Origin of the sequence: Tritonibacter scottomollicae (genome assembly GCF_032924845.1) — a bacterium.
In the GTDB taxonomy this organism is placed as follows: domain Bacteria; phylum Pseudomonadota; class Alphaproteobacteria; order Rhodobacterales; family Rhodobacteraceae; genus Epibacterium; species Epibacterium scottomollicae.
In genome coordinates this window covers 108238-132658 of the sequence record NZ_CP136702.1, presented here as the reverse complement: position 1 = coordinate 132658, position 24421 = coordinate 108238, and the positions used below count along the sequence as shown (strand labels likewise).

Below are 24421 nucleotides of genomic sequence, written 5' to 3'. Positions count from 1 at the left end.
GAGGAGGACACCATGGCGAACCTGAAACTGACCGGAGTGGAAAAGACCTATGCCGGCGCGGTCAATGTGCTGAACGACATCGACCTCGACATCAAACAGGGCGAGCTGATCGTCTTTGTGGGGCCCTCGGGCTGCGGCAAGTCCACGCTGTTGCGGATGATCGCGGGGCTGGAGCGGATCACCGGCGGCACGCTGGAGATCGACGGCGCGGTGATGAACGACATCCCGCCCGCGCAACGCGGCATCGCCATGGTGTTCCAGTCCTACGCGCTCTATCCGCATATGACGGTGCGCGACAACATGGCCTTTGCGCTCAAGATTGCTGGCAAGAGCAAGGAAGAGATCGACGCCGCCATCAGTCGTGCGGCCAAGATCCTGCAGCTGGAGGACTATCTCGACCGGCTGCCTAAGGCCCTGTCGGGTGGGCAGAGGCAGCGGGTGGCGATCGGCCGTTCCATCGTGCGTGACCCGAAGGTCTATCTCTTTGACGAACCGCTCTCCAACCTCGATGCGGCCTTGCGGGTGGCAACACGGATCGAGATCGCGCAGCTGAAGGAGTCGATGCCCGACAGCACCATGATCTACGTGACCCACGATCAGGTCGAGGCGATGACCCTGGCCACCCGCATTGTGGTGCTGGCCAACAAGGGCATCGCTCAGGTCGGCACGCCGCTGGACCTCTATGAACGCCCCGAGAACGAATTTGTGGCGCAGTTTATCGGCTCTCCGGCGATGAACCTGCTGCCGGGCGAGGTGATCGGCACCGGTACGCTCACCCGGCTTCGGCTCTACAACGGCGAGGAAGTCACCTCGACCGTGCCCACCCGAGACAGCGACATGGGGCTGTCTGTCAATATCGGTGTGCGACCGGAGGATCTGACCGAAGACACGGAGGGTGATGACGGTGCGGTGATCGACACAACCGTCAATATCGTCGAGGCTTTGGGCGAGGTCACCGTGCTGTATTTCACACCGGAAGAGGGTCGCGACCCGCTAATCGCAAAGCTGCCGGGCATCCACGCCGGGCTACGCGGTAAGCAAATCCGGCTGTATGCGCAGCCAGACAAGGTCCATATCTTTCACAATGGTCGCTCTCTGCTGTATCGCTGAGGCGTCCGGGCGCGGAGGCCTCAGGCAGAAGAGCAGCAGGCCATGGGGTTAATCCATGGCCTCTCCGGTGGCCTGCAACGGAAATTTCAGGACAAATTCCGCGCCTGATCTGTCGTCGAGGTCACGGACACTGGCCTCGCCACCATGAGCGCGGGCGATCGCGCGCACGACAGCCAATCCAAGCCCAGTACCCCCTTCGGTGCGATTGCGGGATTTGTCGCCCCGCCACCAGCGTTCGAACACCCTGTCATGATCGCCCTGCTCAAGTCCGGGACCATGGTCGCGTACCTGCAAATATCCGAATGTCCCCGCAGCGAAGGTGGAGATCTTCACGTATCGACCGCTTTCAGCATATCGTCTGGCATTGTCGAGCAGCGCGGACAACGCTTGTCGCACGCGCACGGGATCTGCATGCAGAACGACCGGGTCCAGTGAAACATCCAATATCATACCGACGCTATCCATGTCCGGACGCACGGTCGTGATGACCCGGTTCACCTCGTCGGCCAGATTGATTTCGATGCACTGCAACATAAAATGGCCGGAACTGAGCCGGGACAGGAAGCTCAGTTCGCCAACGATGCGGGAGAGTGTGTCGACCTGTGCAATCAGCCCATCGGTCATCTCCTCCGACGGCGCGAATGTTCCGTCGCCCAGACCCTGAAGTCGACCACGCAGAATGGTCAGCGGAGTACGCAGCTCGTGCGCGATCGCGGCGGAGGAGTCGGCGGCGTCCCGTTCGGCTTGCTCCAGGCTTTGCACCATGGATCGAAACGCAGCGACAAGGTCTTCGGTTTCGGAACTTCCGCCCGCAACTGGCGATACCTCCTGCCGGATATTGCCATCTGCCACCTTGAGTACGGCGCGTGTGACCCCCTCGATCGGTGCGCTCAGTTTTCGCGCGACCACGATCCCACCAAAGATCGCCGTCAAGGTTGCCAGGATGACCAGCGCGCTGAGGGCCGCGAGCTCGGCTTGTTCATAAGTGCCGCTCCAGGAGAGCGAGAAGGCGCTCACCAGCGTTGTCAGCGCCTCCGAAGAGACGGTTTTATCCTCGATCAAAGCATGAAGCGTGGCGCGGTTTTCGTGGCTCAGGCTGGCCAGCCACGACGTCTGAAGGGTCACGTAGAACGCAATCATCCCGATGATGAAAACACCCAGCGCGGTCAGCGCGACGCAGATCATCGACAGCGAGAGCTGCGTCCTCAACCTCCATGGGCCAGACCTCATCACAGTGGCTCCAACCGGTATCCAACACCCCGCACCGTCTCAAGAAAACCGGAAACACCCGCAAGTTCCAGCTTGCGCCGCGCGTTCGAGATATGACTGTCGATCGTACGCTCCAGCACCTCGGTTTCGGAGAGACAGGCATCGACCAGCTCGGCCCGCGTGAAGGCCCGCTGCGGCAGACGCGCCATATGGGCAACCAGCGTGTATTCGGTGTGGGTCAGTTGAATTGGGAGACGTTCTGTCCCGCGTGTCACAAAGGCGGAATGAACGCTGTGGTCGATGATCAGTGACCCGATTGTAACCGGCCGTTCGCTGGCCTGCCCCCCGGAATTTGCGCGACGCAGCACAGCCTTGACGCGCTCGACAACTTCCAGCGCATTGAACGGTTTGGCCACGTAGTCGTCCGCCCCCAGTCGCAGCGCGGAAATCTTTTCGATATCTTCCGCCATTGCGGTGATCATGATCACCGGCACGTCGGACGTTTGTCGAATCCGGCGCAGAACATCGATGCCATCGAGCTTTGGAATTTTCACATCCAGAAGAACAAGCGCTGGCTTGAGATGATGAAAATGCGACAGCGCCAACGCCCCGTCCGACGCGGTGACAGTGCGAAAGCCGCCTCGCTCCAGGTAGGATCTGATGATCTCAGCGATTTCGCGTTCATCTTCGACGATAAGGATCAGGTCGTTACTCATGCGCGGCGCAGCACCTCTTTTCGGCGAAATTAGCCCAGTTCCATGAGTTGTTGAACCAAAGACCATGGAGATTTGATGGAGAGGCCGAAAACCTTCATCAAATCTGGACATGATCTTCGATAGGCTTTGATGATGGTCCTCCAGTTTTGCATCTCGAACCAGCGACCATACAGCGACCCTTCGGGCACCACGCGTGTGCATCCGCATCATCGCAGAGACATCAAACGAGGATCCCAGTGACGATAAATCGCCGCCTTCGCATATTCGGCCTGACAGTGTTGGGGAGCCTATGCATCATGCTCTGGGCCACTTCGGTAATGCCGGACCCCCTGCGTCTGGACGTCCACCGGGCAGACCACAAACTCGCCGGGCGCCTGCTCTTGCCCGAAGACCCCGGCCCGCATCCCGCGGTCATTTTCGTGCATGGCGATGGCGCCCTGCCCTGGGATGCCCACGGATACTACACGCCCTTCATGCAAGCGCTCACAAACGCTGGCTTTGCGGTCTACGCCTGGGACAAACCTGGTGTGGGCGCATCGACTGGAAACTGGCTGAACCAATCCATGCAAGCCCGCGCAGACGAGGTCATCGCAGCAGCCGACACGCTGCGCAGCGATGGACGCATACAGCCAGACAGCATCGGGCTCTTGGGGTTCAGCCAAGCCGGGTGGGTCATGCCGAAGGCCATCACCGCGCATTCGGACTTCGCCTATATGGTGTCAATTTCAGGCGCCATAAACTGGATAGAACAATCGGAGTTCATGACCCGCAACAGGCTGCGGCTGGAAGGCGCGACCGATGCCGAAATTCGCGAAGCCCTGGAGTTCGACCGGCTTCTGGTCGATCTGATGTCAAAGGGTGCGCCCTACCACACCTACACATCGCTCGTGGAGGGTGCCCCCAGCTGCTGCCGAAGCGCGATGAGCCAGGCGCGCTGGATCTTTGCCAAAACCAATTTCCGAAGCGACGCCACCGCAGCACTTCGCCATGTTGATATCCCTGTCCTGGCACTTTTTGGTGACAGAGATCTGAACGTCGACGCCATGCAAAGCGCCGCAACCTATCGCGACATTCTCGGGCAAACGCCGGGAGAGGTGCGCGTCGTGACCCTGAAAAACGCCGACCACTCGCTTTTGCCTGCATCCAGAGACCGGCTGGTCACCTCCGGCTTTGGCCTCATGAAGAGATTGATAAAGATAGATATTTTCGGGGCCGATGCCTTCGCCGATGACGCTGTGGGGCGGGTCGTCCGTTGGATCGCAGCGCAAGAGTAACGCATGCGGGCATGTGTTGCCGTCCGCTCCAGTGTCGCGGCCTGAAGACCTATCCCTTGAACCTTGATTCAAATCCAAGGACGCAGAATGCCCCCCAAATCGACGCATGCCCAAAGCCGAAAACGGGCAAGATGGCTCTGGCTCGCTCTGGCCACGGCGACCTTGATCGGTGTGTTGCTGGTGGTGTCTGAAGCCGAAGACACCGTTGACATACAGGCAACAAAGACACCGCCGGAGCCGCCCGTCGTGTCCATCATTACCGTCGCTCCGGAAACGGTCGTGGCGCAGGTCTCGGGCTTTGCCGAAGTACGCCCACGCTGGGAGACAGACATTCGGTCCGCCGTGTCCGGGCGCATCACCGAGGTCTATGACGGGGCGCTCGCCGGGGCGCAGGTCAACGCCGATGCCGCGCTGATGTCCATCGAGAAGACCCAATATAAAAGCGCTGTCGCCGTGGCCGAGATGGAGCTGGAAGAGGCGAAGCTGGCGCTGCTCCGCGCGCAAAACGATGTCATCGTGGCCCGCAAGCAGTTCGCGCGCGATGGGACCACCCCACCTGCGGCGCTGGCCCTGCGTCTGCCGCAGTTGAAGATCGCGGAGAAGGCGGCCGCCTCGGCACAGGCACAGCTGGAGACGGCGCGGCGTGCATTGGCGGATACCAACGTGACCGCCCCCTTTGCAGGCGTGGTCACGCAGCGCATTGCCAGCCTTGGGCAAACGGTGACCCCGGGCGATCCGCTTGTCAGATTGTCCGACAACAGCGCGTTTGAGCTGAGTGTGGACGTCACCCCGACTGAGTGGGCGCTGCTGAAGCATCCGGTGTCAGGCCAGCGGGCGACATTGTCCCAGCGCGATGGGCGTCCCTTGGGCGTGGCACGCATTCGCAGCGGGGGCGGCTTTCTGGACCCAACCACGCGCCAGATGCGCCTTTTTCTGGAGCGACCGAACGCATCGCAGAAGCTCCTCGCAGGTGACTTTCTAAGGGTCACCGTTCCGGGTCGAAGCATCGCGCACACGTTGACAGTGCCGGAAAGCGCCGTGTCGCGTGCAGGGTTCCTGTGGTGGGTCGATGCGGACAATCTGCTCCACCGCACCCGGCCCGATATTCTGTTTCGATCTGGCGGAGCGATCACGCTCAGGGCACCGGAGGGAGGCACGAAATGGCGCGTGGCGAAAACACCGCTGTCCTCCTTTCTGCCGGGCCAGCGTGTCACCCCGATTGAGGGGAAGGACAGATAATGCACGCCTTGACGTCCTGGTTCATTCGCAACCCCGTCGCCGCCAACCTATTGATGGCGTTGATCCTTTTCCTTGGCGTTCAGACAGTACTGAACATCCGCATCGAAGGGTTCCCCCGCATTCCGCCGGAAAGCGTCACCATCACCATCGAGTATCCTGACACAACCGCAGAGCAAGTAGATCAACTGATCACGCAAAAGGTTGAGCAGGCACTGGAAGGCGTTGATGGCGTGCGAAGCATCACATCGCGATCAGAGAACGGCTTCAGTTCGCTCACCATACGCCGGGCGGGAGGGCAGGACTTGCAGGCGGTTCTGGACCGGGTCCGCATCCGCATTGATGGGATGACTGACCTACCGGACAAGGCGCGCCGCCCGGTGATCGAGGCATCGGGTTTTGATTTTCCGGCGCTTTATGTGAACCTGCATGGCGATGCCGACCCCGCGAGTTTGCAGGTGCTGGCGCAACGGCTGAAGGACGAGCTGCTGGCCCAGCCGGAGCTCTCTCGCCTGACGATCTGGGGACTGATCCCGCGTGAGTTGCGGATCGAGGTCGACCCCGAACAGCTGCGCCAGTACGGGCTGACCGTGGCCGATATCACCCGAACGATCCAGGAAAACTCGCTCAATTTTCAGGCGGGCGAGCTGCGCACCGACGCCGGGACCATCTTCCTGCGTGCTGACACCACTGCCAAATACGCCGCAGAATATGCCGCCTTGCCCATCATCGAACGCGATGATGGCTCTGTCGTTCTACTGGGAGAGCTTGCCACGATTCACGATGGGTTTGCCGAGGGCGACTTCCTGTTTCGGCTGAACGGAGATCCGACGGTCGGGATGGAAGTGCTGATTGGGCAAAAGGAAAACCTGCTTGATGTCAGCCGCGTGGTCCGCAGCACGCTCGATGAATTCAGCCGCCAGCTGCCGCCGCACATACACGCGGTGGCCTGGGGGGACAGCGCCAACTACATCGCAGATCGCCTCGCGCTGCTGCGCTCCAACGGGGTTCAGGGCCTGCTCTTGGTCGCATTGATGCTGTCGGTGTTTCTGAATGTTCGGTTGGCATTCTGGGTTGCGATGGGCATTCCGATATCGGTCATGGGGGCGATTGCGGTCTCGGGGTCGAAATGGCTCGACTACTCGCTCAATGACGTGACGACCTTTGGCCTGATCATCGCATTGGGCATCCTGGTGGATGATGCTGTCGTGGTCGGCGAAAGCGTGTTCGAAGAACGCCGCAGCACCCCGGATCCGGTCCTCGGCACCGAACGCGGTGTCGAGCGGGTGGCAGTGGCGACCGTGTTTGGCGTGCTGACGACGATCGCCGCCTTTTTTCCCATGCTGATGATCGACAACCCGCTGGGCAAGGCTCTGGCGGGCTTTTCCGGCATCGTTATTCTGGCACTGATCTTTTCGCTGATCGAAAGCAAGTTCATCCTGCCCGCTCACCTGGCCCAGACATCCATGACGCAGACCCGTCGCTATCTGCTGACACGTATCTGGGGGCGGGTTCAGGACATTGCACAGGCCGGGCTGGATGGGTTTCGCGACCACATTTACCAGCCGGTTCTCATCGCGTCATTGCGGCATCGCTACGCGGTGCTCATCCTCTTCATCGCGGCCGCCATGCTCGGGTTGGGCCTGATGGCGAACGGAAAGGTCAAGACGGTCTTCTTCCCCGATGTTCCGGGACAGGTGATCACGGTGAACCTGGAAATGGATGCGCGCGCGCCCTTTGCCCTGACACGCGCCAATATCGACCGGATTGAGAGCATTGCGCATGAACTCAACGCAGAGTTTGCGGATCGCGCCGGTATGGACACTCTGCCGATACGATCAGTCTTTACGATCATCAGCAACGCGGGCAGCGCTCAGATCTTCGCAGAGCTGCTCCCCGTGGCCGAACGCCCCGAGGTGCCGATCCTGAAGGTGGTACAGGCATGGCGCGCTCAAGTCGGCCAGGTCGAAGGCGCGACGGAGTTAGAATTCACCGGTTCGGAAACCCTGGCCGGTGGGTTCAGCATCCGTCTGATCTCCGGGGACGAAGAGCTGCTGCGCCGCGCCAGCACCGAGATGAAGCACTTCCTCGGCACCATCGAAGGGGTGACCAATATTCGCGATGAGATGGCGGGCGGCCAGCCGGAGCTGCGGCTGCGACTGCGCCCCGATGCGCGGCATCTCGGCTTCAATGCCGAAACGCTTGCCACTCAGATCGGCTATGGGTTTGGCGGCGCAGAGGTTGCCAAGGTGCGTCGCGATGGATCAGAGGTGCGGGTTGTCGTGCAGAATGCGCTGGCCCACCGCGATACGATCACGGACCTGACGCAAACAACCCTGCGGAGCGCCACTGGCGCGTGGGTGCCGCTGGACGCGGTGGCCGATATCGAAGGTGGCTATGTATCAGGGGCGATCAATCGGCGGGATGGCAAACGGATGAATGCCGTCGCGGCGTCAATTGATCGTACGGTGGTTGCCCCAGAAGAGGTGGCACAAGCCGTCTTTGAGCAACTGGTGCCACAGCTCACCGCAAAATACCCCGGTGTAAGCGTCCTGCCAGCCGGAGAGTTGGAAGATATGGCCGACATCAGTGGCGACCTGCAACGCGCACTTCTGCTGGCAGCGGTCCTGATCTACGTGCTGATGGCCGTCCCGCTCAAGAGCTATTGGCAGCCGCTTGTCGTTCTCGCCATCGTTCCCTTCGGTTTTATCGCCGCCGCCGTCGGGCATATGATGACCGGCACGACACTGTCGTTGTTTTCGTTCTTTGGGATGCTGGCCCTGACGGGGGTTGTGGTGAATGACAGCCTTGTTTTGATCACGCGCTACAATCAGCTGAGAGAAGACGACATCGGCGTGGAACAGGCGCTTCTTCATGCTGGGCTCGGCCGGTTCAAGGCGATTTTCCTGACGACGGCCACCACCGTCATCGGCCTGCTGCCCCTGATGACCGAAACCTCGGAACAGGCGCAATACCTGATCCCGGCTGCAGTCTCGCTCGCCTTTGGAGAGATGTTCGGCACGGCGCTGATGCTGATACTGGTTCCCGTTTTGCTGGCGATTATTGCGGACATCGTGGCCCTGTTTCGACCTGTGCCAGAACAGCCTGAGCCGTCATAGCGCCTCTATCATATGCGGCGGCATCTGACGGGGCCAATGCAGGTGAAGCCGCGAACAGTGGGAACACTCAACTGATGAGCTCGTGAGGTCAGATTTTCTGGACCTGCCCGGCTGCCAGAACCGTGCCCGTCGGGCTTCCGGTGGGAGAGCCTCCGGGCGGTTCGTCCGAGATCGCCAGTGTGCCGGTTGCCAGCCCCGCCAGCAGTGCCTCTGGCACCTGGATAGAGGTGAGCGCCGAGGCGTTCAGCACCCCAAGAGACACCGGCCCCGCAGCATCTTCTGCAATCAGCCACAGTTCGAACACCCGACCATCGGGCGGCGATCCCGCTGCGACCTCCACCTGCAATGCGTCTGAGGTCTCACCACTGCGCACCATCAGAGAGATGGATTGATCGGCGCTGATCAGATCCGCACGGTAGGACGGGCCCTGCTCCTCCAGCCTGTCAACCACAACAACCGCCAGCGTGATGGCGACCGCTGCCAGCAGACCTCCGCCAAGGAGGCGCGCCCACAGCCCCGTGAACCACCCCCGCCGGGACGCAGCCGCCGGGTCAGTCGCAACCGTTTTCAACACGGCGCCGCGCAGATGCGCCGGTGGGGTTTCTTCGGCAATATCCTCTGCCAATGTTGCCAGCTGCTGTTCCCAGTCAAGGACCAGGGTACGCAGCTCCGGCTCGTCCAGCAGGCGGGCCTCAAATGCACGATGTGCATCCGGATCCAGCAGACGCAGGACGTATTCGGCCGCCAGGGCCTTGTCACCATATGTGTCGTCCGGGCCGGTCATCGGGTCAGGCAGTCCCTCAATGTCATCAGGCTGCGCCGCAGCCAGGTTCGGATGGTGTTCAAGGGCACATCATAGCGATGCGCCAGATCCTTGTATGTATCGCCATCAAGATAGGCCCGCCGCACGGCGTCAGCCCGGTCCGTATCCAATTCTTCGAGGCAGGCAGACATGGCGCTGTGCTCGGAGCGGGAAATGGCGCTGGCCTCCGGCCCCGGACGTGCATCCGCAATCGTGACAGCTTCGGCATCAAGGGTGGTCATTGCGGCTCTGCGGCTGCGCAGCTTGTCGATCGCCAAATTGCGCGAGATGGTGATGAGCCAGGTCATCGGACTGTGCCCGGTCACCGCATAGCTGTCCGCCTTGTGCCAGATGCGGATATAAACCTCCTGCAGGACTTCCTCCGCGTCGCCGCGATGGTCGAGCACATGAAGGCAGATCCCGAACAGCTTTTTGCTGGTGGCATCATAGAGCGCTGAGAAGGCAGACTGATCCCGCAGCGCAATGCGGGCGATCAAATGCTCGATGTCGTCTCTTGATGTCATGCGCCCAACAGATGCATGCGAGGGCGGGCTGTCAATTCTTCCATGCGCCTCCACGGCGAAAAGTTCTCGCACTGCGACGTTTCCCTGCCCGCGCACGGTCCGAGAGACCTCCGGATGCGTCACAACACCCGGAGGTCTGATCGCTGCCGCGCCCCTGTTCTATCCAGTGCAACAGTCAGGCGCGGCCACGCAATGTGGCGAAACTTACTTCGGCACCAGCACGGTGTTCACAACGTGGATGACGCCGTTGGACTGGTTCACATCGGGAATGGTCACCAGGCTTGCGGTGCCGTTCTCGTCGTAGATATAGACGTTATCGCCTTTCACCTGCGCCGACAGCGCGTCGCCCGAAACCGCCTTGAAGTGATAGAACCCATCACTGGAGGCCTTTGCCTGGCGGGCGATTTCGGCAGCAGACCAGTCACCGGCCACCACATGGGCGGTCAGAACCTTGGTCAGCATGTCCTTGTTCTCAGGCTTCAGCAGCGTGTCAACGGTGCCATCTGGCAGTTTTTCAAAAGCGCTGTTCACCGGAGCGAAGACAGTGAAAGGGCCATCGGATTTCAGCGTATCCACGAGACCTGCGGCCTGCACGGCAGCAACCAGCGTCGTGTGATCCTTGGAATTGACCGCGTTCTCCACAATGTTCTTCTCGGCATACATCGGCGCGCCACCCACCATCGGGTTGTCAGTTTCCGCCGAAACAGTACCGGCAGTACAGATGGCGAGTGCGGCGATCAGAGACATGTAGGTTTTCATTCGAATTCCTCCTGTTGTCACACCCGGTGTGGGCGTGATCTGTAGAAGACACGAACCCCCGGCGAAGAAAGTTTCAGGCGGCAGAAAATAAATTTGCACCGCGCTGCTGCGTGCAGATTGGTGGACAGCGGCAACCGAGTGGCATATATTGCCAATAGTCAAGCCGGAGGCCCCCATGGCAACGCGCAACGTCGTTCTCACAGACCCGCAATCGCAATTCATAGATGAGCTCGTCGCCTCGGGCCGGTATCAGAACGCCTCCGAAGCTCTGCGCGCCGGACTGCGTCTGCTCGAACGTGAAGAAGACGAAATGCGCGATCTCAAATCGCGGGTGTCCCGTGGCGTCGAGCAGGCCCGAAGCGGACATCTCGCCGAAGGGTCAGGCGCTGATGTGATCCGTCGCGCCTTCGCCGGGCCGCGTGATACCGCGTCGTGACGTCCAAACCCTGGGTCCTGACCCGCCAGGCCGAAGACAGCTTACAGGACATTGCGGATTGGACCTTTGCAACGTTTGGTCCGCGACAGGCACAGGTCTACGGCGAAGAGCTGATTGACCGTTGCACTGGTCTTGCACAAGGACATGTTCCGTCACGCCCCTGCCGGGCGCTGGTCGCTCCGGATCTTCCGGACGATCTGCGCTATGTCCGTGCGGGGCAACATTATGTTGTCTTCATCGACGGGCCTGACCAATTGATCGTCATCGACTTTCTGCATGTGCGATGCGATCTTCCACGCCGCCTGGCCGCGCTTGGAGAGGATACCACCGGCTGACATCAGCCTGCCTGCTCCGACACTGCCTTGCCCCGCAGGTTATTTCGAAATCTGGCAGAGGCACTCAGGCCGGACGCCAGCCGTTTTCTGAGCGGCGAAAGCGGACCTCGCGCGCGGGGTCGTAACCGCAGCGGTCAGCGCGGCAAGCGTAGCGTTGCACATGTACCGTCGGCCCATCCAGCGTGAGCAGGTTGAAGTCGTTTTCTTCTCCGCGCAGTCGGTCGGACAGGCCGGTGCCGGCATGAACCTGCAGCATCGCTGGCGCATCGGGGCGTGGCGCGGCAAAGACATCCGCGTGCCAGCTGTGCAGATGGCCGGACAGGATGATATCGGTGTGCAATCGCGCCAGCGCCGCCCGCGCCCGACGCGCACCCCGCGTCAGCCGCTTGGGTTCGCCCGGCTGATGCTCTAGCGGGTGATGGGCAACAACGATGCGAAACGCGTCACGGGCGGTGCCGGCAAAGCCTTCCTCGACGCGTCGGATATCGCGCGCACTAAAGCGGCCGCGCTGCCACCCCAGTGGGTTCACCGAGTTGATACCGACCACGGACCAGTGGGGGTCGTGGGTTTGCGGTTCCAGATCCGAGGCGATCCACTTGCGATAGCGACGCCAGGGCATCAGCACCCGTTCGATCAGATTATCGAGCGGCGTGTCATGATTACCCGGCACGATCAGGCAAGGGGCTTCAATGCGGTCGATCATCTCATGGGCGCGCATGAACTGCCGATCACGGGCCCGCTGGGTAAGATCGCCGGAAATAGCCACCAGATCCGGTGCCAACGCGTTGATCTGCGCGATCAGCGGGTCCAAGAGCTCGGGCCGGTCGCGGCCAAAATGCAGATCGGAGAGATGCAGCAGGCGTTTCATCGGGTGGCATCCCCGAAATGCTGCGGCACCACCACCTGCAGCGCATCGTCGCTCAGGTGCAGGCGGAAAGGGCCCTTCATGCGCGCCCGTTCGCCATCACGGGCCACCAGAAGTTTCTTGCGCCGCCCGTGCAATTCGAAACTGTCGCTGCACAGCAGCTGAAAATCGCGCCCGCGCGTGGCCCGGCCAAACAGCACCGCCAGCGCACTGCGCATCATGCCCCAACGCCCGCAATCCGGTGCGATCATCAACGCCAGCTGGCCGTCACGGATGCATTCCGCGCCATCCATTCCCATCTGATGCAGCTGAAACGCGTTGTTGAACACAAAGACCAGCGGCGTGCGAACGGTGGTGCGCTCCCCGTCAGCCAGAATATCCAGCTCCAGCGGCCGGGGCCATTGGAACAAAACTTTCAGCGCCGACCAATAGGCGGCAGCGCGACTGCGGCCCCAGAAATTGTAGATCTCCTCGCGCGAGCGCAGGATCTGCGGATAAAGGCCGAAATTCGCGTTGTTGAGAAACACCTGATCGTTCAACATGGCCACGCGCAGGGCACGAATGTGACCCTTGGCAATCACCTCCACAGCACCATCAAGGTCCTCCGGGACCCCGAGTGAGCGGGCGAAATAATTGAATGTGCCGCGCGGCAGAATGCCCATGTTACATCCGGTGCCCTTGAGCGCCTGCGCCACACCGCAGATCGTGCCATCGCCGCCCGCCGCAACGATCGTGTCATAGCCCTCCGCCACGACCTGTCGCACGGTCTCAGACAGGTCTTTCGCGGGGTCAAGTTCCACGATGTGCGGCGACAGCCCATATGCTTGAAACGCGTTCGTGAGGTCTTGGGACGTGTCGCCAGCTTCCTTTTTACCTGAACGAGAGTTGTGCAGGATACACAGGGAGGACTGGCGCTCCGTAGAAGTAACGGAGGATTTGACGTCGAACATAAGCCGTTCCTTGGTTTGGGCGCCCCGACATATCGTCATGTGTCACAAAGGGACGGGCAGTCTTTGGCGGTTGGGGCCGCGGCAAGCGGTTGGCGACAAAATGGCTCCTTATCGCGCTTGATACCGCTCCGGAGGCCGCCGCCGCGCATCATGCGATCAATCTAAGCCCGCCCTGATGCATTGCCATCATCTCTAAGCAGGCTTGATTTGTGTTTCTCAGACTTAAAACGGCCAAGATCGCGAAAAGTTCCCGCGTTTCGATGCAACACATCCCCCCGCCCAAGCGCTTGGGCGCACTTCCTTGCCAAGATAGGACCAAGCCTCGGCAACGGAAGCTCAAAACACCATGCCAATCTCGACACAGCGAAGCGATGAAAATGCACTCGCGACTGACACGAAACCCTTAAAGGTGACGGGTCACAGTGACGCTGATACGGTCCTCACACCCGAATTGGATTTGCGAGTCTCTATGTGCTTCCCTAAGGTGTCTATTCGCTCAGGAGCGGCTGCCACTAATGCCTCTGATGCAGGTGCCGCCGTAACAGGCCGTGCGCGCATGCAACCTCACACAAGGGCCTTGTCCCGGATTTCATCCCATGAACCTAGACCAGATCATCGCGTGCCCCGTTTGTGACGCCCTGCACCACGATCAGGATGTGAAAAAGCATTCAACCGCCAAATGTGCCCGCTGCGGCACGGTCCTCGCGGCTCCGAAATCGGGCGCAATGACCCGGATCGCGATGCTATCGCTCACAGCATTGATCCTGCTGATCGCCGCCGCTTGCTTTCCCTTTCTGGCGCTGGAGGCTCAGGGCTTCTCCCACCGGGCCTCCGTGCTTGATACGGTAATGGCATTTTCCAGCGGCCCGATGGCGCCCTTGTCGTTGGCAACCGGTTTTCTGATCGTCCTCCTCCCCGCTGCCCGGTATTGCGCCCTGATATACACTCTTGCCCCGATGGCCATCGGCTGGCGTCCAGCACCGCAGGCGGCAAGGGTCTACACTTGGGCAGAGCGGCTCAAACCATGGGCAATGGCCGAGATCTTCATCATTGGCGTGGCCGTGGCTCTGGTCAAAGTCTCCGGCCTCGCCCGCGTTGAACTTGGCCCGGCGTTCTGGGCGTTCGCCGCGCTGCTGGTGGTGACAATCCTTACCGACAGTGCGATCTGCAGACTTACAGTATGGAAAACACTCAAAATACGCAGCTCTGGCCAGAGCGAAATTTAATAATTCGCGCGGATGCGCTATATGCGGACAGGAGATCGACTGCTATTCCGCTGCCGACAGCCGCCAAAGGTCATATTTTCGCTTGGAACCTCCTGAAAACTCTCAGCAATACCTGACGGCCGCAGAGGCCGGTCTGGTCGGCTGCCGCGCCTGCGGGACCGTGGCACCGCGCGGCACGCGGGTGTGTCCATGTTGCCAAAGCCGCCTGGAGCTCTCCGAGACTGCCTCATTGCAACGTGTCTGGGCCTGGCTCATTGCCGGGCTGATTGCCTATATCCCCGCCAACATCTACCCGATGCTGCGCACCGTGACCTTTGGCCGTGCGTCGGAGAACACCTTGATGGGCGGCATTCTGGAACTGTTGCACCATGGCTCCTATGGTGTTGCCTTTATCGTGTTCTTTGCAAGCATCGTGATCCCCATCGCGAAATTCCTGGCCATTGCGTTTCTCGCGCTGTCTGTGCGCAAACCCCCAACGCTCGACACACATGGCAGGCTGCTCCTTTATGAGGTGGTCGAATTCATCGGGCGCTGGTCGATGATTGATGTCTTTGTTGTCGCTATTTTGACCGCATTGGTGCAACTGGACTTTGCCGCCGCGATCAGTCCCGGTATTGCGGCCGTGAGTTTTGCATTGTCGGTTGCCTTCACCATGCTGGCAGCCCAGAGTTTCGATCCGCGGCTGATGTGGCTCGCGGAAAAGCGAGATGAGTCATGAGCACCCCTGAACCCGCCCGCCTGAAGGTTTCCGATCACCGCCCGTCCATGTGGCGCAACCTGTCGCTGGTCTGGCTGGTGCCGCTGCTGGCGCTGGTCGTGTCACTGGGGATCGCGTGGAAGAGCTATTCTGACCGTGGCGAGCTGGTCTATATCACCTTTGAGAACGCCTCCGGGATTGTCGCCAATGAAACCACGCTGCGCTACCGCGATGTGGTGATCGGACGGGTCGAAGAGGTCGGCTTTGCCCCGGATCTGAGCAAAGTCTCCGTTGCGGTCCGGGTCGACAAGGATATTGCCCCCTTCCTGGACGAAGACGCCGCCTTCTGGGTGGTGCGCCCCGAGGTCAGCGCACAGGGGATTTCCGGCCTCAGCACCGTCCTCTCCGGGGTCTATATCGCCGGCGCATGGGATCAGACGCCCGGCGTGGCACAGACACTCTTTGTCGGGACTGACCGCCCGCCGTTGGTGCAACCCGGCCGGGACGGGCGGCGGATCACCCTGCGCACAGAGGATGGCCGAATGATCACCGAAGGCGCGCCGGTTTTGTTTCGCGGCATCGAAGTCGGACGGCTGGAGCATCCACGCCTGACCGTCAGTGGCAACAGCATCGTCGTGGATGCCTTTATCGACGCGCCGCATGACCGGCGGATCACCTCTGCCACCCGGTTCTGGGATTCATCCGGTTTCACCGTCTCATTCGGCGCGGAAGGCCTGTCGCTTGATGTCGAAAGCCTCGCCTCTCTGGTGTCGGGGGGCATCCAGTTCGACTCCGTGTTCGAAGGTGGCCGCCCGGTCAATTCGAGCGCGGTCTTCGACATCTATCCCGACGAGTCCACGGCGCGACGGACTGCTTTCTCCAGATCCTTGGCAGGTGGCGTGGCCGTGTCCGTGGCCTTTGGCGAGTCCGTCGCCGGGCTGAGCAGCGGCGCCGCCGTCAAACTGGGCGGCATCAAGGTCGGCGAAGTCGACAGCCTGACCGCAAGTATCCAAAGCGACACCGCCGATGCGGATGTGCGGCTGGTGGCGAAACTGCTTCTGCAACCCTCGCTGCTCGGCCTGCCACGCGGCGCCGGCGAAGAAGATGTCCTGAACTTTCTCGAACAAGCCGTGGACGGCGGGCTGCGGGCGCGGCTTGCGTCTGCGGGTCTGCTCAGCCCGGAGCTGATGGTAGAGCTTGTCCGGCTCGACAATCCGGAAGCCGCGCAATTTGACCGCACCGCTGAGCCCTACCCGGAACTGCCCAGCACCGCGTCGGATCTGCCCGACTTCACCGCCACAGCAGAAGGTGCAATGGAGCGCATCAGCCAGCTTCCCGTCGAGGAGCTGATGGCGCAGGCGATCAGCACCCTGTCCAGTATCGAGGCGCTGGCCTCGGCGGACAGCACGCGTCAAGCCCCCGCCGCAGCTGTGGCGCTCCTGGAAGACACCCGCGCCTTGGTCAGCGATCCCGGCACCCGCGCCCTGCCCGGCGAACTTCATGCCACGGTGGTGGATCTGCGCGCCATTCTGACCGAACTGCAACAGGGCAGAGCCGTCGCAAACCTGACCACAGCACTGGAGCAGGGCAGCGCCGCCGCGACCGATTTTGCCACCGCCTCGAACGAACTCCCGGCACTGGTCGACGATTTGCGCACCCTTGCTGCCAAGGCGAACTCACTCGAAGCCGAGGAGCTGATCCGCTCAGTCAGTCAGCTGATGGACAGCGCGGATGCGGTGATTGGCACGCAAGAGGCCCGCGCCCTGCCCGCCGCGCTTTCCGATGCCCTGGGGGAAATGCGCAGGACATTGGCCGAGCTGCGCGAGGGCGGTCTGGTGGAGAATGCCAACGCCACCATGGCCTCGGCGCGCGATGCGGCTGACGCCGTGGCCAGCGCCACCGAAGGGCTACCGCAACTGGCATCACGCCTGGAGCGGCTCGTGGCCCAGTCCGAAGATCTCATTGCGTCCTATGGGGGGCGCTCCACGTTCAATTCCGAGACCCTCGACGCCCTGCGTGAGGTCAAATCAGCCGCGCGCGCCGTGTCACAACTGGCCCGCAAGATCGAACGGGACCCGAACTCTCTGGTATTTGGTAGGTAAGATGAAAAAGTTTCTGTCAGCCGTATGTCTATTGTCTGCGCTCACGGCCTGTGCGGGGTCGAATGATGCGCGATATCTGATTTCAGCGACGCCGGGCGAGCGCGTCGCCAACCTGCAGTCCCGCTCGATCGAAGTGCGTCTTGTGTCGCTCCCCACATACGCTTCGGCCTCCGAAATCGTGTCCGAAGGCGAAGGTGGCGCGCTGTTTGCCGAGGACGCAGCCCAATGGGCCGATGATCCGGCGCGTGGCATGTCGGTCGCGCTGGCGCGCGGCCTAAGTGATCGGACAGGTGCATCCGTCGCGGTGGAACCCTGGCCGCTGAATACTCCCGCCGACGTGCGCCTGGATGTGCGTGTCGACCAGAGCTACGCCCGCGCCGACGGCATGTTCGAACTCTCCGGCCAGTTTGCGATCTCCTCTCCCGAGGGACGCGTTCGCGAATTCGTCAAACGCTTTGAGATTGAGACGCCTGTCGAGGACCCCAGTGCGGCCTCTGCCGCACGCGCATTGTCCACCGCCCTTGCAGAGCTGTCGCGTCAGGTCGCCCTGTCAATGTAACGCTCTGCACGATCTGTCAGGACTGCGCCCCGGTCGCGCGCATGGCATCCGCCACGGTGTCGAGGTGGCGTCGCATTGCATGTGCCGCCCCGGCGGCGTCACCCGCGCTGATACAGGTCACAACCGCCTGATGTTGCGCACTGTGGTGGTCAGTGAACTCCGCAACGCCGAGCCTGCGGTAGGTTGCCTCCCACTCCCGTTGCCAGGCCGTGTGCCGCCGCACCCCCGCAAGGTAATCCAGCAATCCCAACAAGATCGGATTGCCTGTCACCTCTGCGAGGCCGCGATGGAAGGCCGCATCAAGCTGCTCACAGGCCCCTCGGGTGGTGGCAGCGCGTCCTTTGCGCACCAACTGCAACAGATAGGCCACCGCCTGCGGGGAGGCGATCCGCGCCGCCTCGGCTGCGACCGACGGCTCTAGCGTCAGTCGCGCTTGCATCAGCTGGTCGGGCGAGGCCCCGTGAACCAGAATGTTCTCCCGGATCGGATGCCCCAAAGGCCGGGGACCGTAAAACGTGCCCTGCCCCACATGTCGCCAGATCTCACCGGCATGTTCCATAACATCAAGCGCCGCGCGCAGTGTCTGACGGCTGCATCCCAGCTGTCGCGATAGCTCCCGTTCCGAGGGAAGGCGCTCCCCCGCGCCGATGCCGCCGCGACCAAGCAGCCCCCTCAGATCCAACAACACCTGCTGCACACGTGCCACGCGCATCTCCCATTTCAGACCAATTTGCAGACCATTCGACCCACATGCAATAGACCAGTCGTTTCGGGAGATTGACCATGCTCACACTATTCGTGCTTGCCTTGTCAGGCTTTGGCGCTGGCGTTCTAAACGCGGTCGCCGGAGGCGGCACTTTCCTGTCCTTCCCCGCGCTGGTCTGGGCGGGTGTGCCGCCCATCATGGCAAATGCCACCGCCACCTTCGCGGCCATGCCCGGCTATATCGGCAGTGCATGGGCCTATAGGGATCACATATCCGGCAACGCGCGCGCAGACCTGAAACGGATCCTTGCGGTAACTGTGGTCGGCGGGTTTCTTGGCGCCGTATTGCTGCTGATCACCCCGCAGGATCTGTTTTCAGGCGTGGTGCCATGGCTGCTGCTGCTGGCGACGCTGGCCTTTGCCCTTGGCCCGATCGTAGTGCGCCAGCTGTCGCGCAGCGGAAAAAGCGTGACCGGCCCCGTCGCACTGGGGTTGCTACTGGCGGTCTGCATATACGGCGGATATTTCAACGGCGGCCTTGGCATCATGTTGCTTGCCGCCTTTGGCCTGATCGGCATGACAGACCTGCATCAGATGAACGGGCTCAAGAATTTGGTCTCGGCCGTGCTCTCCGTCGTTTCGGTTCTGACCTATACAGCCGCAGGACTGATCGACTGGCCATCGCTGTTCATTGTTGGCCTGTCCTGCGCGCTCGGCGGATATGTCGGCGCCCTCTGTGCCAAGCGGATACGCAGGGTCGGGCTGCTGCGTGCCTTCATCGTGACGGTCGGCGTCGCAATGACCGTTCTGTTTTTTCTACAAAATTCGGGGTGAGACCTGAAAATGAAGCCGCAAGTCCCCCATCGGGGGAGGCAAGCCGCCTCATAAGAGTCCAGAGATTATAGACACGCCTGAGCCGTTGGACCTCCGCACTCCTCTTACCCAGCGGTGCGGACAGCAGTCCGCGTGCTACCGCCGTCGGCATCTTGGCTCACGTCCATCACCCGCTCACGGGGCAGCCAATCGGGATGAGTGTCGCGCACATGAGCCAGCAACTGTTCCCGCAACCGGCTTTGTATGATCCACCCGGTCGATGGGTCGGGCATCATGGCATAGAAACTGACCGTAAGCCCCTCTGCGGTCTGTTCTGTGGCGAAGGTACAGGCCCCCTCCACCTCGTCGATATCGGGGTCGGCACGCAAAAGCTCCGCGAACGTCTGGCGCAGGCATTCCACATCGGCGCGCGGGTCCAGGCACAGATGGACAACCCGCATGATGCGGGCGTCGGCGACCGACCAGTTCTCGAACGGGCGGGCAACGAAATAGGTGACCGGAACGACGATCCGGCGCTGATCCCAGGTGCGCAGACGCAGAAAGGTGTAGAAGATCGATTCAACATAGGCCCAGTCGCCTTCGAACAGGATCGCATCGCCAATCCGCACCGGCTTTGCAAAGGCGATCTGAAGCGAGGCGAGAATATTGCCCAACACCGCCTGCCCCGCGATGCCGAAGACAACGGTCAACACCCCCGCAGACGCCAGAAGCGTCATCCCAACACTTTCAAACAGGTTGAGCTGGGACAGGATGACAATCAGCGCAACCGCCACCATCACAAGCACAATCAGTCGTCGCAAAGCATAAATCGACGTATAGAATTCTCGCTCGTCCCGTCCGCGTTTGTCATCGATCTCGCCCACAAAACGCAGCGTGAGGCGTTGCAAGAGCGCATCGAACAGACGCAGGATCGTCATCCCCACACCCCAGACCATCAGAATGATCAATGTGGGCTTCAGCAGGGTCTGAACGGGACCGGAAAACGAAAAAACCTGCAACAGCACGGTCTGTCCGGCACCCGCCATGAACAGAATGCACAGCGGAAGGCGACTGCGCTCAAGGCCGCGTTTCAGCCAGGGCCGCTCCACCCTGCCCGCCATGGATGAGACGACCGCATGAACGCCCCAGCCCAGCAACAACACCGCCAGGCCCAGGGTGGGCAACGCAAGCCATTCCCAGATCCATAACCCGAGAAAGCTGTCCTTGAGTACGGCGGGGATCAGGGTTTCATAGCGTCCGGGTCCGAACGCCCGATAGAGCGGGTCGATATTGCTGACCGTCTGCGGCGAAAACAACCAGACCGCCGGGGCACCTTCGGGCTTGTACCGTGCAATCCGGATATCATAGGCCGTATCCCTCGTTTCCAGAGTTGCAATGTGGAGGTCGCGGCGCGGGGTACGGGGGCTGGACCCTGACTTGGCGGCGACGTCCCTCAATGCGTCCGGGCGGGCCGAGAGGTCTGACCAGTCGATCCACACCTGACGGTCGATGATCGCCTTGAGTTTTTGCGCTTTTTCCGCACCCAAGGTGGTTTGTTGTGCCGGATCTGTCCGCGCCAAATTGAGGTAGTGGGCGGCGAATTCGAATTCGCCCGCTTCTGTCTGAGCCAGAAATGCACGGATCGTCTGTCTCGGGGTCGACCGCTCCAGCAGGTCGTTTTCCACCGCCGCCAGCCCTTGATTGATGGAGCCTGTCTCGTACCAGAATCCGCGCGTGTCCTGCGCCCGCCCTGCAACCGCAGCGAGGCACAGGATCACAATGGCACAGGCACCAAATGCAAGACTGCGAAATATATCAAAGCGATGTTGCATCATCGTGGCTCACTGTGTTCCGTCCCTCAAGTGGCGATAGCAACAGCGCCGCCCCAAACCGACAGTTCGCCCTGTTTCGATGCGGATCAGTCGGAAAGCGCGCTGTACTTTGATGACAGAACCCCCGGCACCGCGTGGCTGTTCCGAAAAAATTGCCTTTTCCTGACCGAAGCCAATGTGCGGCTGCACGACAGCCACGCCAGACACGCGGAACAAACCAACGCCATTGCGTGTTCTTTAGGTAGCGCCGAGTGATGAGAAAGGATGCGTGTGAGATGGGGCAACCGATGGATACCCGCCAACCCGACACGGCCCTAGCGCCGCGCGCGACGCACATGGTGGCCCGATCCGCAAGAAACCATGCATCTCCTCTCAGGCCAAAAGCGCGCGCCTTGGCCCTCTGTGGCCGCAACGGACGGATATCATGAAAGACCAAAAAGCCGGTCACAAGAGCGCCCACCGCGAAACCGACAACCTGGAAAAAGACGCCATCCAGCATGAGGCGGAAGAGGAATCGGTTACAAAAGCGACACGCCTGTCATCCCGCTTGATCTACGAGGTCATCCGCCGCGACGGCGAGGAGGAGCTGGAACGACCGATGCCATCCCTGATCTGGTCCGGGCTGGCAGCTGGAATATTGATCAGCCTCTCCGTGCTTGGCGAAGGGATTTTGCGTCAGCACCTGCCGCAGGATATGGCGGGCCGCTACCTGATCGAGAATTTCGGCTACTCATTCGGCTTTCTCGTCGTGATCTTTGGCCGGATGCAGTTGTTTACAGAGAACACCATCACCACGGTGCTTCCGGTTCTCGCACGTCAGTCCCGCAAAGCGCTGTCTGCGATGCTGCGGCTCTGGGCGGTTGTGTTGACCGCGAATGTTGTCGGAGCCCTACTGGCGGCCTTGATGATGTCGAAAACCAATATGCTGAGTGCGGAGCTGACCGAGGCCGTCATTGCCTTGTCCGACCACGCCGTCACCATGGGCGCGGGCGACAGTTTCATTCGCGCCATTCCCGCCGGTGTTCTGGTCGCGGCGATCGTCTGGATGATGCCTTCGGCTGAAGGCAATGCATTCTTCGTCATCTTGACCTTTACCTGGCTGATTGCTGCGGGAGATTTCACACATGTCATCGCCGGCTCCGTAGAGATGTGGATCATGCTTCTTGCAGGCACGATGACACCCGCTGCTGCCGCCTTCGGCTACTTCTTCCCTGTCCTGCTGGGCAATATCATCGGCGGCACCGCGATCTTTGCGATCCTTGCCTGGGGACAGGTCTATGATGAGGTCCGCCACGGGGCCGGGTCTGGCGATGGAGGACAGGACGGCTGAGACCAATGGCATGGCCTGACCTGCTGCCGCGTGGGGTCATGCACGCTGACGCTCAGCGCAACCGTTCCACGCGGCGCCGCCCCCGGCACCTACCGAAGCGTCACACCATGGCTTGCGACACCAAAGGCAGCCGGCGTCCGAATTCTGCAGCCGGAGCAGGATCGTAGGGCACCAGAAACCCTGTGCGCTCTTCCGGGGAGGCGGCCAGGTTCGCATCGGCCTGCGCGCGCCAAGCCTCGACTGCGCGTTCAGGGTCCAGGAACCGCGACGGAGGGGCCATCTGCAGCCAGTGTCCGCAGACCTGCTCGCGCATGGCGGCCACCGTATCCGCTTGGCGCAGCTCCACCCCCACCTCTGTATCCCAGGTCATCGACCGGCCGTTCAGGTTGGCAGAAGACAGGATTGCGCGGCAATCATCAAAGACGGAAAACTTGGTATGAACATAGATGATCGGCGATCCCGCAAGCGTGTCACGTCCATCACTGGCCATTGCCACGGGCTGCACCGGCGACATGATAACCGCCCGTGCGCCGAAAGCATCCTGAACCTTGGCGATGCATTGCGCCTGAAGATATTCGCCGTATCGCGCATCTGATCCGGTGTTGCCGTCAAAAGCCACATCCTCCGGAGCGGCAGGAAGCACCATGACCAAGCCAAGGTCGGGCTTCTCCCGTGCGGCCTCTGCCAGAGCGTCAGCAAGCTCCGTGTCCCGAAAGAACTGCGATTTAAGATAGATCAGATGCTTGGCCTCCCTGATCCGACGCAGATGCGTCTCCTTCAGGGTCGCATCGACCTGTCGCGGCCCCGGCACATGGTTCGGCCAGTCGCGCGGTCGCGACAGGGTGGTCAGCAGGTGTTTGCGCTTTGGCGGTTCTTTGGTGCCAGCGCAGATGTCGAGGAAGCTCTCCAGATGCGCCTGTCCCTCTGCCACGATTTCGGGATCATCCAGCATCAGCTGCACATCCTGCCAGGTCTCATCACGGCGCCGGTGATGTCCCGTGTCGTCAAACCGGCGCTCGTCCAGATCCAACCCGCCAATATATAGGCGTTGGCGATCAAAAACGGCGATTTTCTGGTGGTGTGTTGCAGGCAAGAGCGGACGCACCGGCAAGAGCCGCGCACAAAGCCGCCCGTTGCGGTCGCGTCGCACGTAGCCATCCAGACCCGGCATTTCGGCCAGTCGCTGGTCCTGCTCGGCAGGTTCAAGCTGGTTGAGGTCCTCCAGCACGCCGTTCAGACGACTGCGTACCGCAGGCCAGAACAACGCGCACCACATCCCCCCAACCCGCGCAGGATGCGCCGCCGCGGTGAGGTTCAGTTTCGCGTCTGGACCTGCACGGAGAGCTGCGGCGCGCAGGTGGCGCATCGTCTGCCATGTGCCAACATGAAGCGGATTTGCCATCACCGCATCGAAATCGGACACAATAATATTGAGGGTGACACCCCGGCGCAGGACATAGATGATCAGATCCTCCCACGTCGAGCCGATCCGTTGACCGACCTCACTGCGCAAGCGGGTCTGCAGGTCAAACACCCGTAAACTGGCCCATACTTCGGTCCGGGAGTTGAGAAAGGCGCGCTCCATTTCCGGAAAGGCCTCGGCGGCGGTCATCAGCATTTCCACCCCTTCGCTCGGAACTCGCGCTGCATCCTCGGAACACGTCATGACAGGTCCTTTTTCTTGCGCAGCTCGCAGACTGACTTAGGGGTGAGAAAAATCGGGTGAATGGCGCAGTCAAAACACTCTGCGACAGAGCAATGGCGGGACTGCCATGCGAACAATCCCGGCTGGTCTTGCGCCATCATTTGGGTCTACTCCTCT

General features: G+C 61.3%; 22 protein-coding genes. 12 read left to right on the top strand and 10 right to left on the bottom strand.

Going from position 1 to position 24421, the window contains the following annotated elements:
- The first annotated feature begins 12 nt into the window (after positions 1–12).
- Positions 13–1110 (top strand): ABC transporter ATP-binding protein, encoded by a 1098-nt coding sequence (locus R1T40_RS00530; RefSeq protein ID WP_317384019.1) that lies wholly within the window; start codon positions 13–15, stop codon positions 1108–1110.
- Positions 1111–1158: 48 nt separating this feature from the next.
- Here the strand turns inward: R1T40_RS00530 and R1T40_RS00525 are convergent, their stop codons facing one another.
- Positions 1159–2340, bottom strand: a complete 1182-nt coding sequence (locus R1T40_RS00525) for a sensor histidine kinase (RefSeq protein WP_317384018.1) — start codon at positions 2338–2340, stop codon at positions 1159–1161.
- On the bottom strand, positions 2340–3035 hold the full coding sequence (locus R1T40_RS00520) for a response regulator (protein WP_106164714.1): 696 nt from the start codon (positions 3033–3035) through the stop codon (positions 2340–2342). The genes R1T40_RS00525 and R1T40_RS00520 overlap by 1 nt, the downstream gene beginning before the upstream one ends.
- 296 nt (positions 3036–3331) lie before the next feature.
- Between R1T40_RS00520 and R1T40_RS00515 the strand changes: the two genes are divergently transcribed.
- The 3 genes from R1T40_RS00515 (at position 3332) to R1T40_RS00505 (ending at position 8664) form a co-directional block, all read left to right on the top strand.
- Positions 3332–4309, top strand: coding sequence for an alpha/beta hydrolase family protein (locus tag R1T40_RS00515; RefSeq protein ID WP_317384017.1), 978 nt, complete (start codon positions 3332–3334; stop codon positions 4307–4309).
- A gap of 87 nt (positions 4310–4396) precedes the next feature.
- Positions 4397–5548, top strand: a complete 1152-nt coding sequence (locus R1T40_RS00510) for an efflux RND transporter periplasmic adaptor subunit (RefSeq protein ID WP_317384016.1) — start codon at positions 4397–4399, stop codon at positions 5546–5548.
- Entirely contained in the window at positions 5548–8664 is a 3117-nt protein-coding gene (locus R1T40_RS00505) for an efflux RND transporter permease subunit (protein WP_317384015.1), read from the top strand. Before R1T40_RS00510 ends, R1T40_RS00505 begins: the two co-directional genes overlap by 1 nt.
- Before the next feature lie 88 nt (positions 8665–8752).
- On the opposite strand, the gene R1T40_RS00500 is transcribed toward R1T40_RS00505, so the two are convergent.
- From R1T40_RS00500 to R1T40_RS00490, 3 genes are all read right to left on the bottom strand, one after another.
- Positions 8753–9448, bottom strand: coding sequence for an anti-sigma factor (locus R1T40_RS00500; protein WP_317384014.1), 696 nt, complete (start codon positions 9446–9448; stop codon positions 8753–8755).
- Positions 9445–9990, bottom strand: a complete 546-nt coding sequence (locus R1T40_RS00495) for a sigma-70 family RNA polymerase sigma factor (protein WP_317384013.1) — start codon at positions 9988–9990, stop codon at positions 9445–9447. Before R1T40_RS00495 ends, R1T40_RS00500 begins: the two co-directional genes overlap by 4 nt.
- Positions 9991–10194: 204 nt before the next feature.
- On the bottom strand, positions 10195–10749 hold the full coding sequence (locus tag R1T40_RS00490; protein ID WP_106164708.1) for a fasciclin domain-containing protein: 555 nt from the start codon (positions 10747–10749) through the stop codon (positions 10195–10197).
- 175 nt (positions 10750–10924) lie between these two features.
- Here R1T40_RS00490 and R1T40_RS00485 point away from each other — a divergent pair, with 175 nt between their 5' ends.
- Positions 10925–11185 (top strand): type II toxin-antitoxin system ParD family antitoxin, encoded by a 261-nt coding sequence (locus R1T40_RS00485; protein WP_317384012.1) that lies wholly within the window; start codon positions 10925–10927, stop codon positions 11183–11185.
- A complete protein-coding gene (locus tag R1T40_RS00480) occupies positions 11182–11520 on the top strand; it encodes a type II toxin-antitoxin system RelE/ParE family toxin (RefSeq protein ID WP_317384011.1) in 339 nt (112 codons plus the stop codon). Before R1T40_RS00485 ends, R1T40_RS00480 begins: the two co-directional genes overlap by 4 nt.
- A 64-nt stretch (positions 11521–11584) precedes the next feature.
- Here R1T40_RS00480 and R1T40_RS00475 read toward each other — a convergent pair whose 3' ends face one another.
- Both R1T40_RS00475 and R1T40_RS00470 read right to left on the bottom strand, forming a co-directional pair.
- Complete coding sequence (locus R1T40_RS00475) at positions 11585–12388, bottom strand: metallophosphoesterase family protein (RefSeq protein WP_106164705.1); 804 nt, start codon at positions 12386–12388, stop codon at positions 11585–11587.
- Complete coding sequence (locus R1T40_RS00470) at positions 12385–13335, bottom strand: diacylglycerol/lipid kinase family protein (RefSeq protein ID WP_317384010.1); 951 nt, start codon at positions 13333–13335, stop codon at positions 12385–12387. The genes R1T40_RS00475 and R1T40_RS00470 overlap by 4 nt, the downstream gene beginning before the upstream one ends.
- 596 nt (positions 13336–13931) lie before the next feature.
- On the opposite strand from R1T40_RS00470, the gene R1T40_RS00465 reads away from it, so the two are divergent.
- The 4 genes from R1T40_RS00465 to R1T40_RS00450 all read left to right on the top strand — a co-directional run bounded on the left by R1T40_RS00465 (position 13932) and on the right by R1T40_RS00450 (position 17919).
- Entirely contained in the window at positions 13932–14561 is a 630-nt protein-coding gene (locus R1T40_RS00465) for a paraquat-inducible protein A (RefSeq protein WP_317384009.1), read from the top strand.
- A gap of 82 nt (positions 14562–14643) precedes the next feature.
- The gene (locus tag R1T40_RS00460; protein ID WP_165798143.1) at positions 14644–15279 is read left to right on the top strand and encodes a paraquat-inducible protein A; all 636 of its coding nucleotides are present in this window, start codon (positions 14644–14646) and stop codon (positions 15277–15279) included.
- Complete coding sequence (locus tag R1T40_RS00455; protein WP_243395044.1) at positions 15276–17360, top strand: MlaD family protein; 2085 nt, start codon at positions 15276–15278, stop codon at positions 17358–17360. The genes R1T40_RS00460 and R1T40_RS00455 overlap by 4 nt, the downstream gene beginning before the upstream one ends.
- A 1-nt stretch (position 17361) precedes the next feature.
- Positions 17362–17919 (top strand): PqiC family protein, encoded by a 558-nt coding sequence (locus tag R1T40_RS00450; RefSeq protein ID WP_317384008.1) that lies wholly within the window; start codon positions 17362–17364, stop codon positions 17917–17919.
- 16 nt (positions 17920–17935) lie between these two features.
- On the opposite strand, the gene R1T40_RS00445 is transcribed toward R1T40_RS00450, so the two are convergent.
- On the bottom strand, positions 17936–18625 hold the full coding sequence (locus R1T40_RS00445; protein ID WP_317384007.1) for a FadR/GntR family transcriptional regulator: 690 nt from the start codon (positions 18623–18625) through the stop codon (positions 17936–17938).
- A gap of 77 nt (positions 18626–18702) precedes the next feature.
- Here R1T40_RS00445 and R1T40_RS00440 point away from each other — a divergent pair, with 77 nt between their 5' ends.
- On the top strand, positions 18703–19458 hold the full coding sequence (locus tag R1T40_RS00440; protein ID WP_317384006.1) for a sulfite exporter TauE/SafE family protein: 756 nt from the start codon (positions 18703–18705) through the stop codon (positions 19456–19458).
- Positions 19459–19562: 104 nt separating this feature from the next.
- Here the strand turns inward: R1T40_RS00440 and R1T40_RS00435 are convergent, their stop codons facing one another.
- Entirely contained in the window at positions 19563–21272 is a 1710-nt protein-coding gene (locus R1T40_RS00435) for a mechanosensitive ion channel family protein (RefSeq protein ID WP_317384005.1), read from the bottom strand.
- A 421-nt stretch (positions 21273–21693) separates the two neighbouring features.
- On the opposite strand from R1T40_RS00435, the gene R1T40_RS00430 reads away from it, so the two are divergent.
- A complete protein-coding gene (locus R1T40_RS00430) occupies positions 21694–22599 on the top strand; it encodes a formate/nitrite transporter family protein (protein ID WP_317384004.1) in 906 nt (301 codons plus the stop codon).
- A gap of 100 nt (positions 22600–22699) precedes the next feature.
- Here the strand turns inward: R1T40_RS00430 and R1T40_RS00425 are convergent, their stop codons facing one another.
- The gene (locus R1T40_RS00425) at positions 22700–24265 is read right to left on the bottom strand and encodes a phospholipase D-like domain-containing protein (RefSeq protein WP_317384003.1); all 1566 of its coding nucleotides are present in this window, start codon (positions 24263–24265) and stop codon (positions 22700–22702) included.
- Positions 24266–24421: the final 156 nt, after the last annotated feature.

Coding starts and splice junctions, on each gene's coding strand:
- R1T40_RS00430 (WP_317384004.1), top strand. CDS start 21,694: ATGAAAGACCAAAAAGCCGGTCACAAGAGCGCCCACCGCGAAACCGAC.
- R1T40_RS00465 (WP_317384009.1), top strand. CDS start 13,932: ATGAACCTAGACCAGATCATCGCGTGCCCCGTTTGTGACGCCCTGCAC.
- R1T40_RS00485 (WP_317384012.1), top strand. CDS start 10,925: ATGGCAACGCGCAACGTCGTTCTCACAGACCCGCAATCGCAATTCATA.
- R1T40_RS00495 (WP_317384013.1), bottom strand. CDS start 9,990: ATGACATCAAGAGACGACATCGAGCATTTGATCGCCCGCATTGCGCTG.
- R1T40_RS00435 (WP_317384005.1), bottom strand. CDS start 21,272: ATGATGCAACATCGCTTTGATATATTTCGCAGTCTTGCATTTGGTGCC.
- R1T40_RS00500 (WP_317384014.1), bottom strand. CDS start 9,448: ATGACCGGCCCGGACGACACATATGGTGACAAGGCCCTGGCGGCCGAA.
- R1T40_RS00440 (WP_317384006.1), top strand. CDS start 18,703: ATGCTCACACTATTCGTGCTTGCCTTGTCAGGCTTTGGCGCTGGCGTT.
- R1T40_RS00470 (WP_317384010.1), bottom strand. CDS start 13,335: ATGTTCGACGTCAAATCCTCCGTTACTTCTACGGAGCGCCAGTCCTCC.
- R1T40_RS00520 (WP_106164714.1), bottom strand. CDS start 3,035: ATGAGTAACGACCTGATCCTTATCGTCGAAGATGAACGCGAAATCGCT.
- R1T40_RS00515 (WP_317384017.1), top strand. CDS start 3,332: ATGCTCTGGGCCACTTCGGTAATGCCGGACCCCCTGCGTCTGGACGTC.
- R1T40_RS00505 (WP_317384015.1), top strand. CDS start 5,548: ATGCACGCCTTGACGTCCTGGTTCATTCGCAACCCCGTCGCCGCCAAC.
- R1T40_RS00450 (WP_317384008.1), top strand. CDS start 17,362: ATGAAAAAGTTTCTGTCAGCCGTATGTCTATTGTCTGCGCTCACGGCC.
- R1T40_RS00425 (WP_317384003.1), bottom strand. CDS start 24,265: ATGACGTGTTCCGAGGATGCAGCGCGAGTTCCGAGCGAAGGGGTGGAA.
- R1T40_RS00455 (WP_243395044.1), top strand. CDS start 15,276: ATGAGCACCCCTGAACCCGCCCGCCTGAAGGTTTCCGATCACCGCCCG.
- R1T40_RS00510 (WP_317384016.1), top strand. CDS start 4,397: ATGCCCCCCAAATCGACGCATGCCCAAAGCCGAAAACGGGCAAGATGG.
- R1T40_RS00475 (WP_106164705.1), bottom strand. CDS start 12,388: ATGAAACGCCTGCTGCATCTCTCCGATCTGCATTTTGGCCGCGACCGG.
- R1T40_RS00525 (WP_317384018.1), bottom strand. CDS start 2,340: ATGAGGTCTGGCCCATGGAGGTTGAGGACGCAGCTCTCGCTGTCGATG.
- R1T40_RS00530 (WP_317384019.1), top strand. CDS start 13: ATGGCGAACCTGAAACTGACCGGAGTGGAAAAGACCTATGCCGGCGCG.
- R1T40_RS00490 (WP_106164708.1), bottom strand. CDS start 10,749: ATGAAAACCTACATGTCTCTGATCGCCGCACTCGCCATCTGTACTGCC.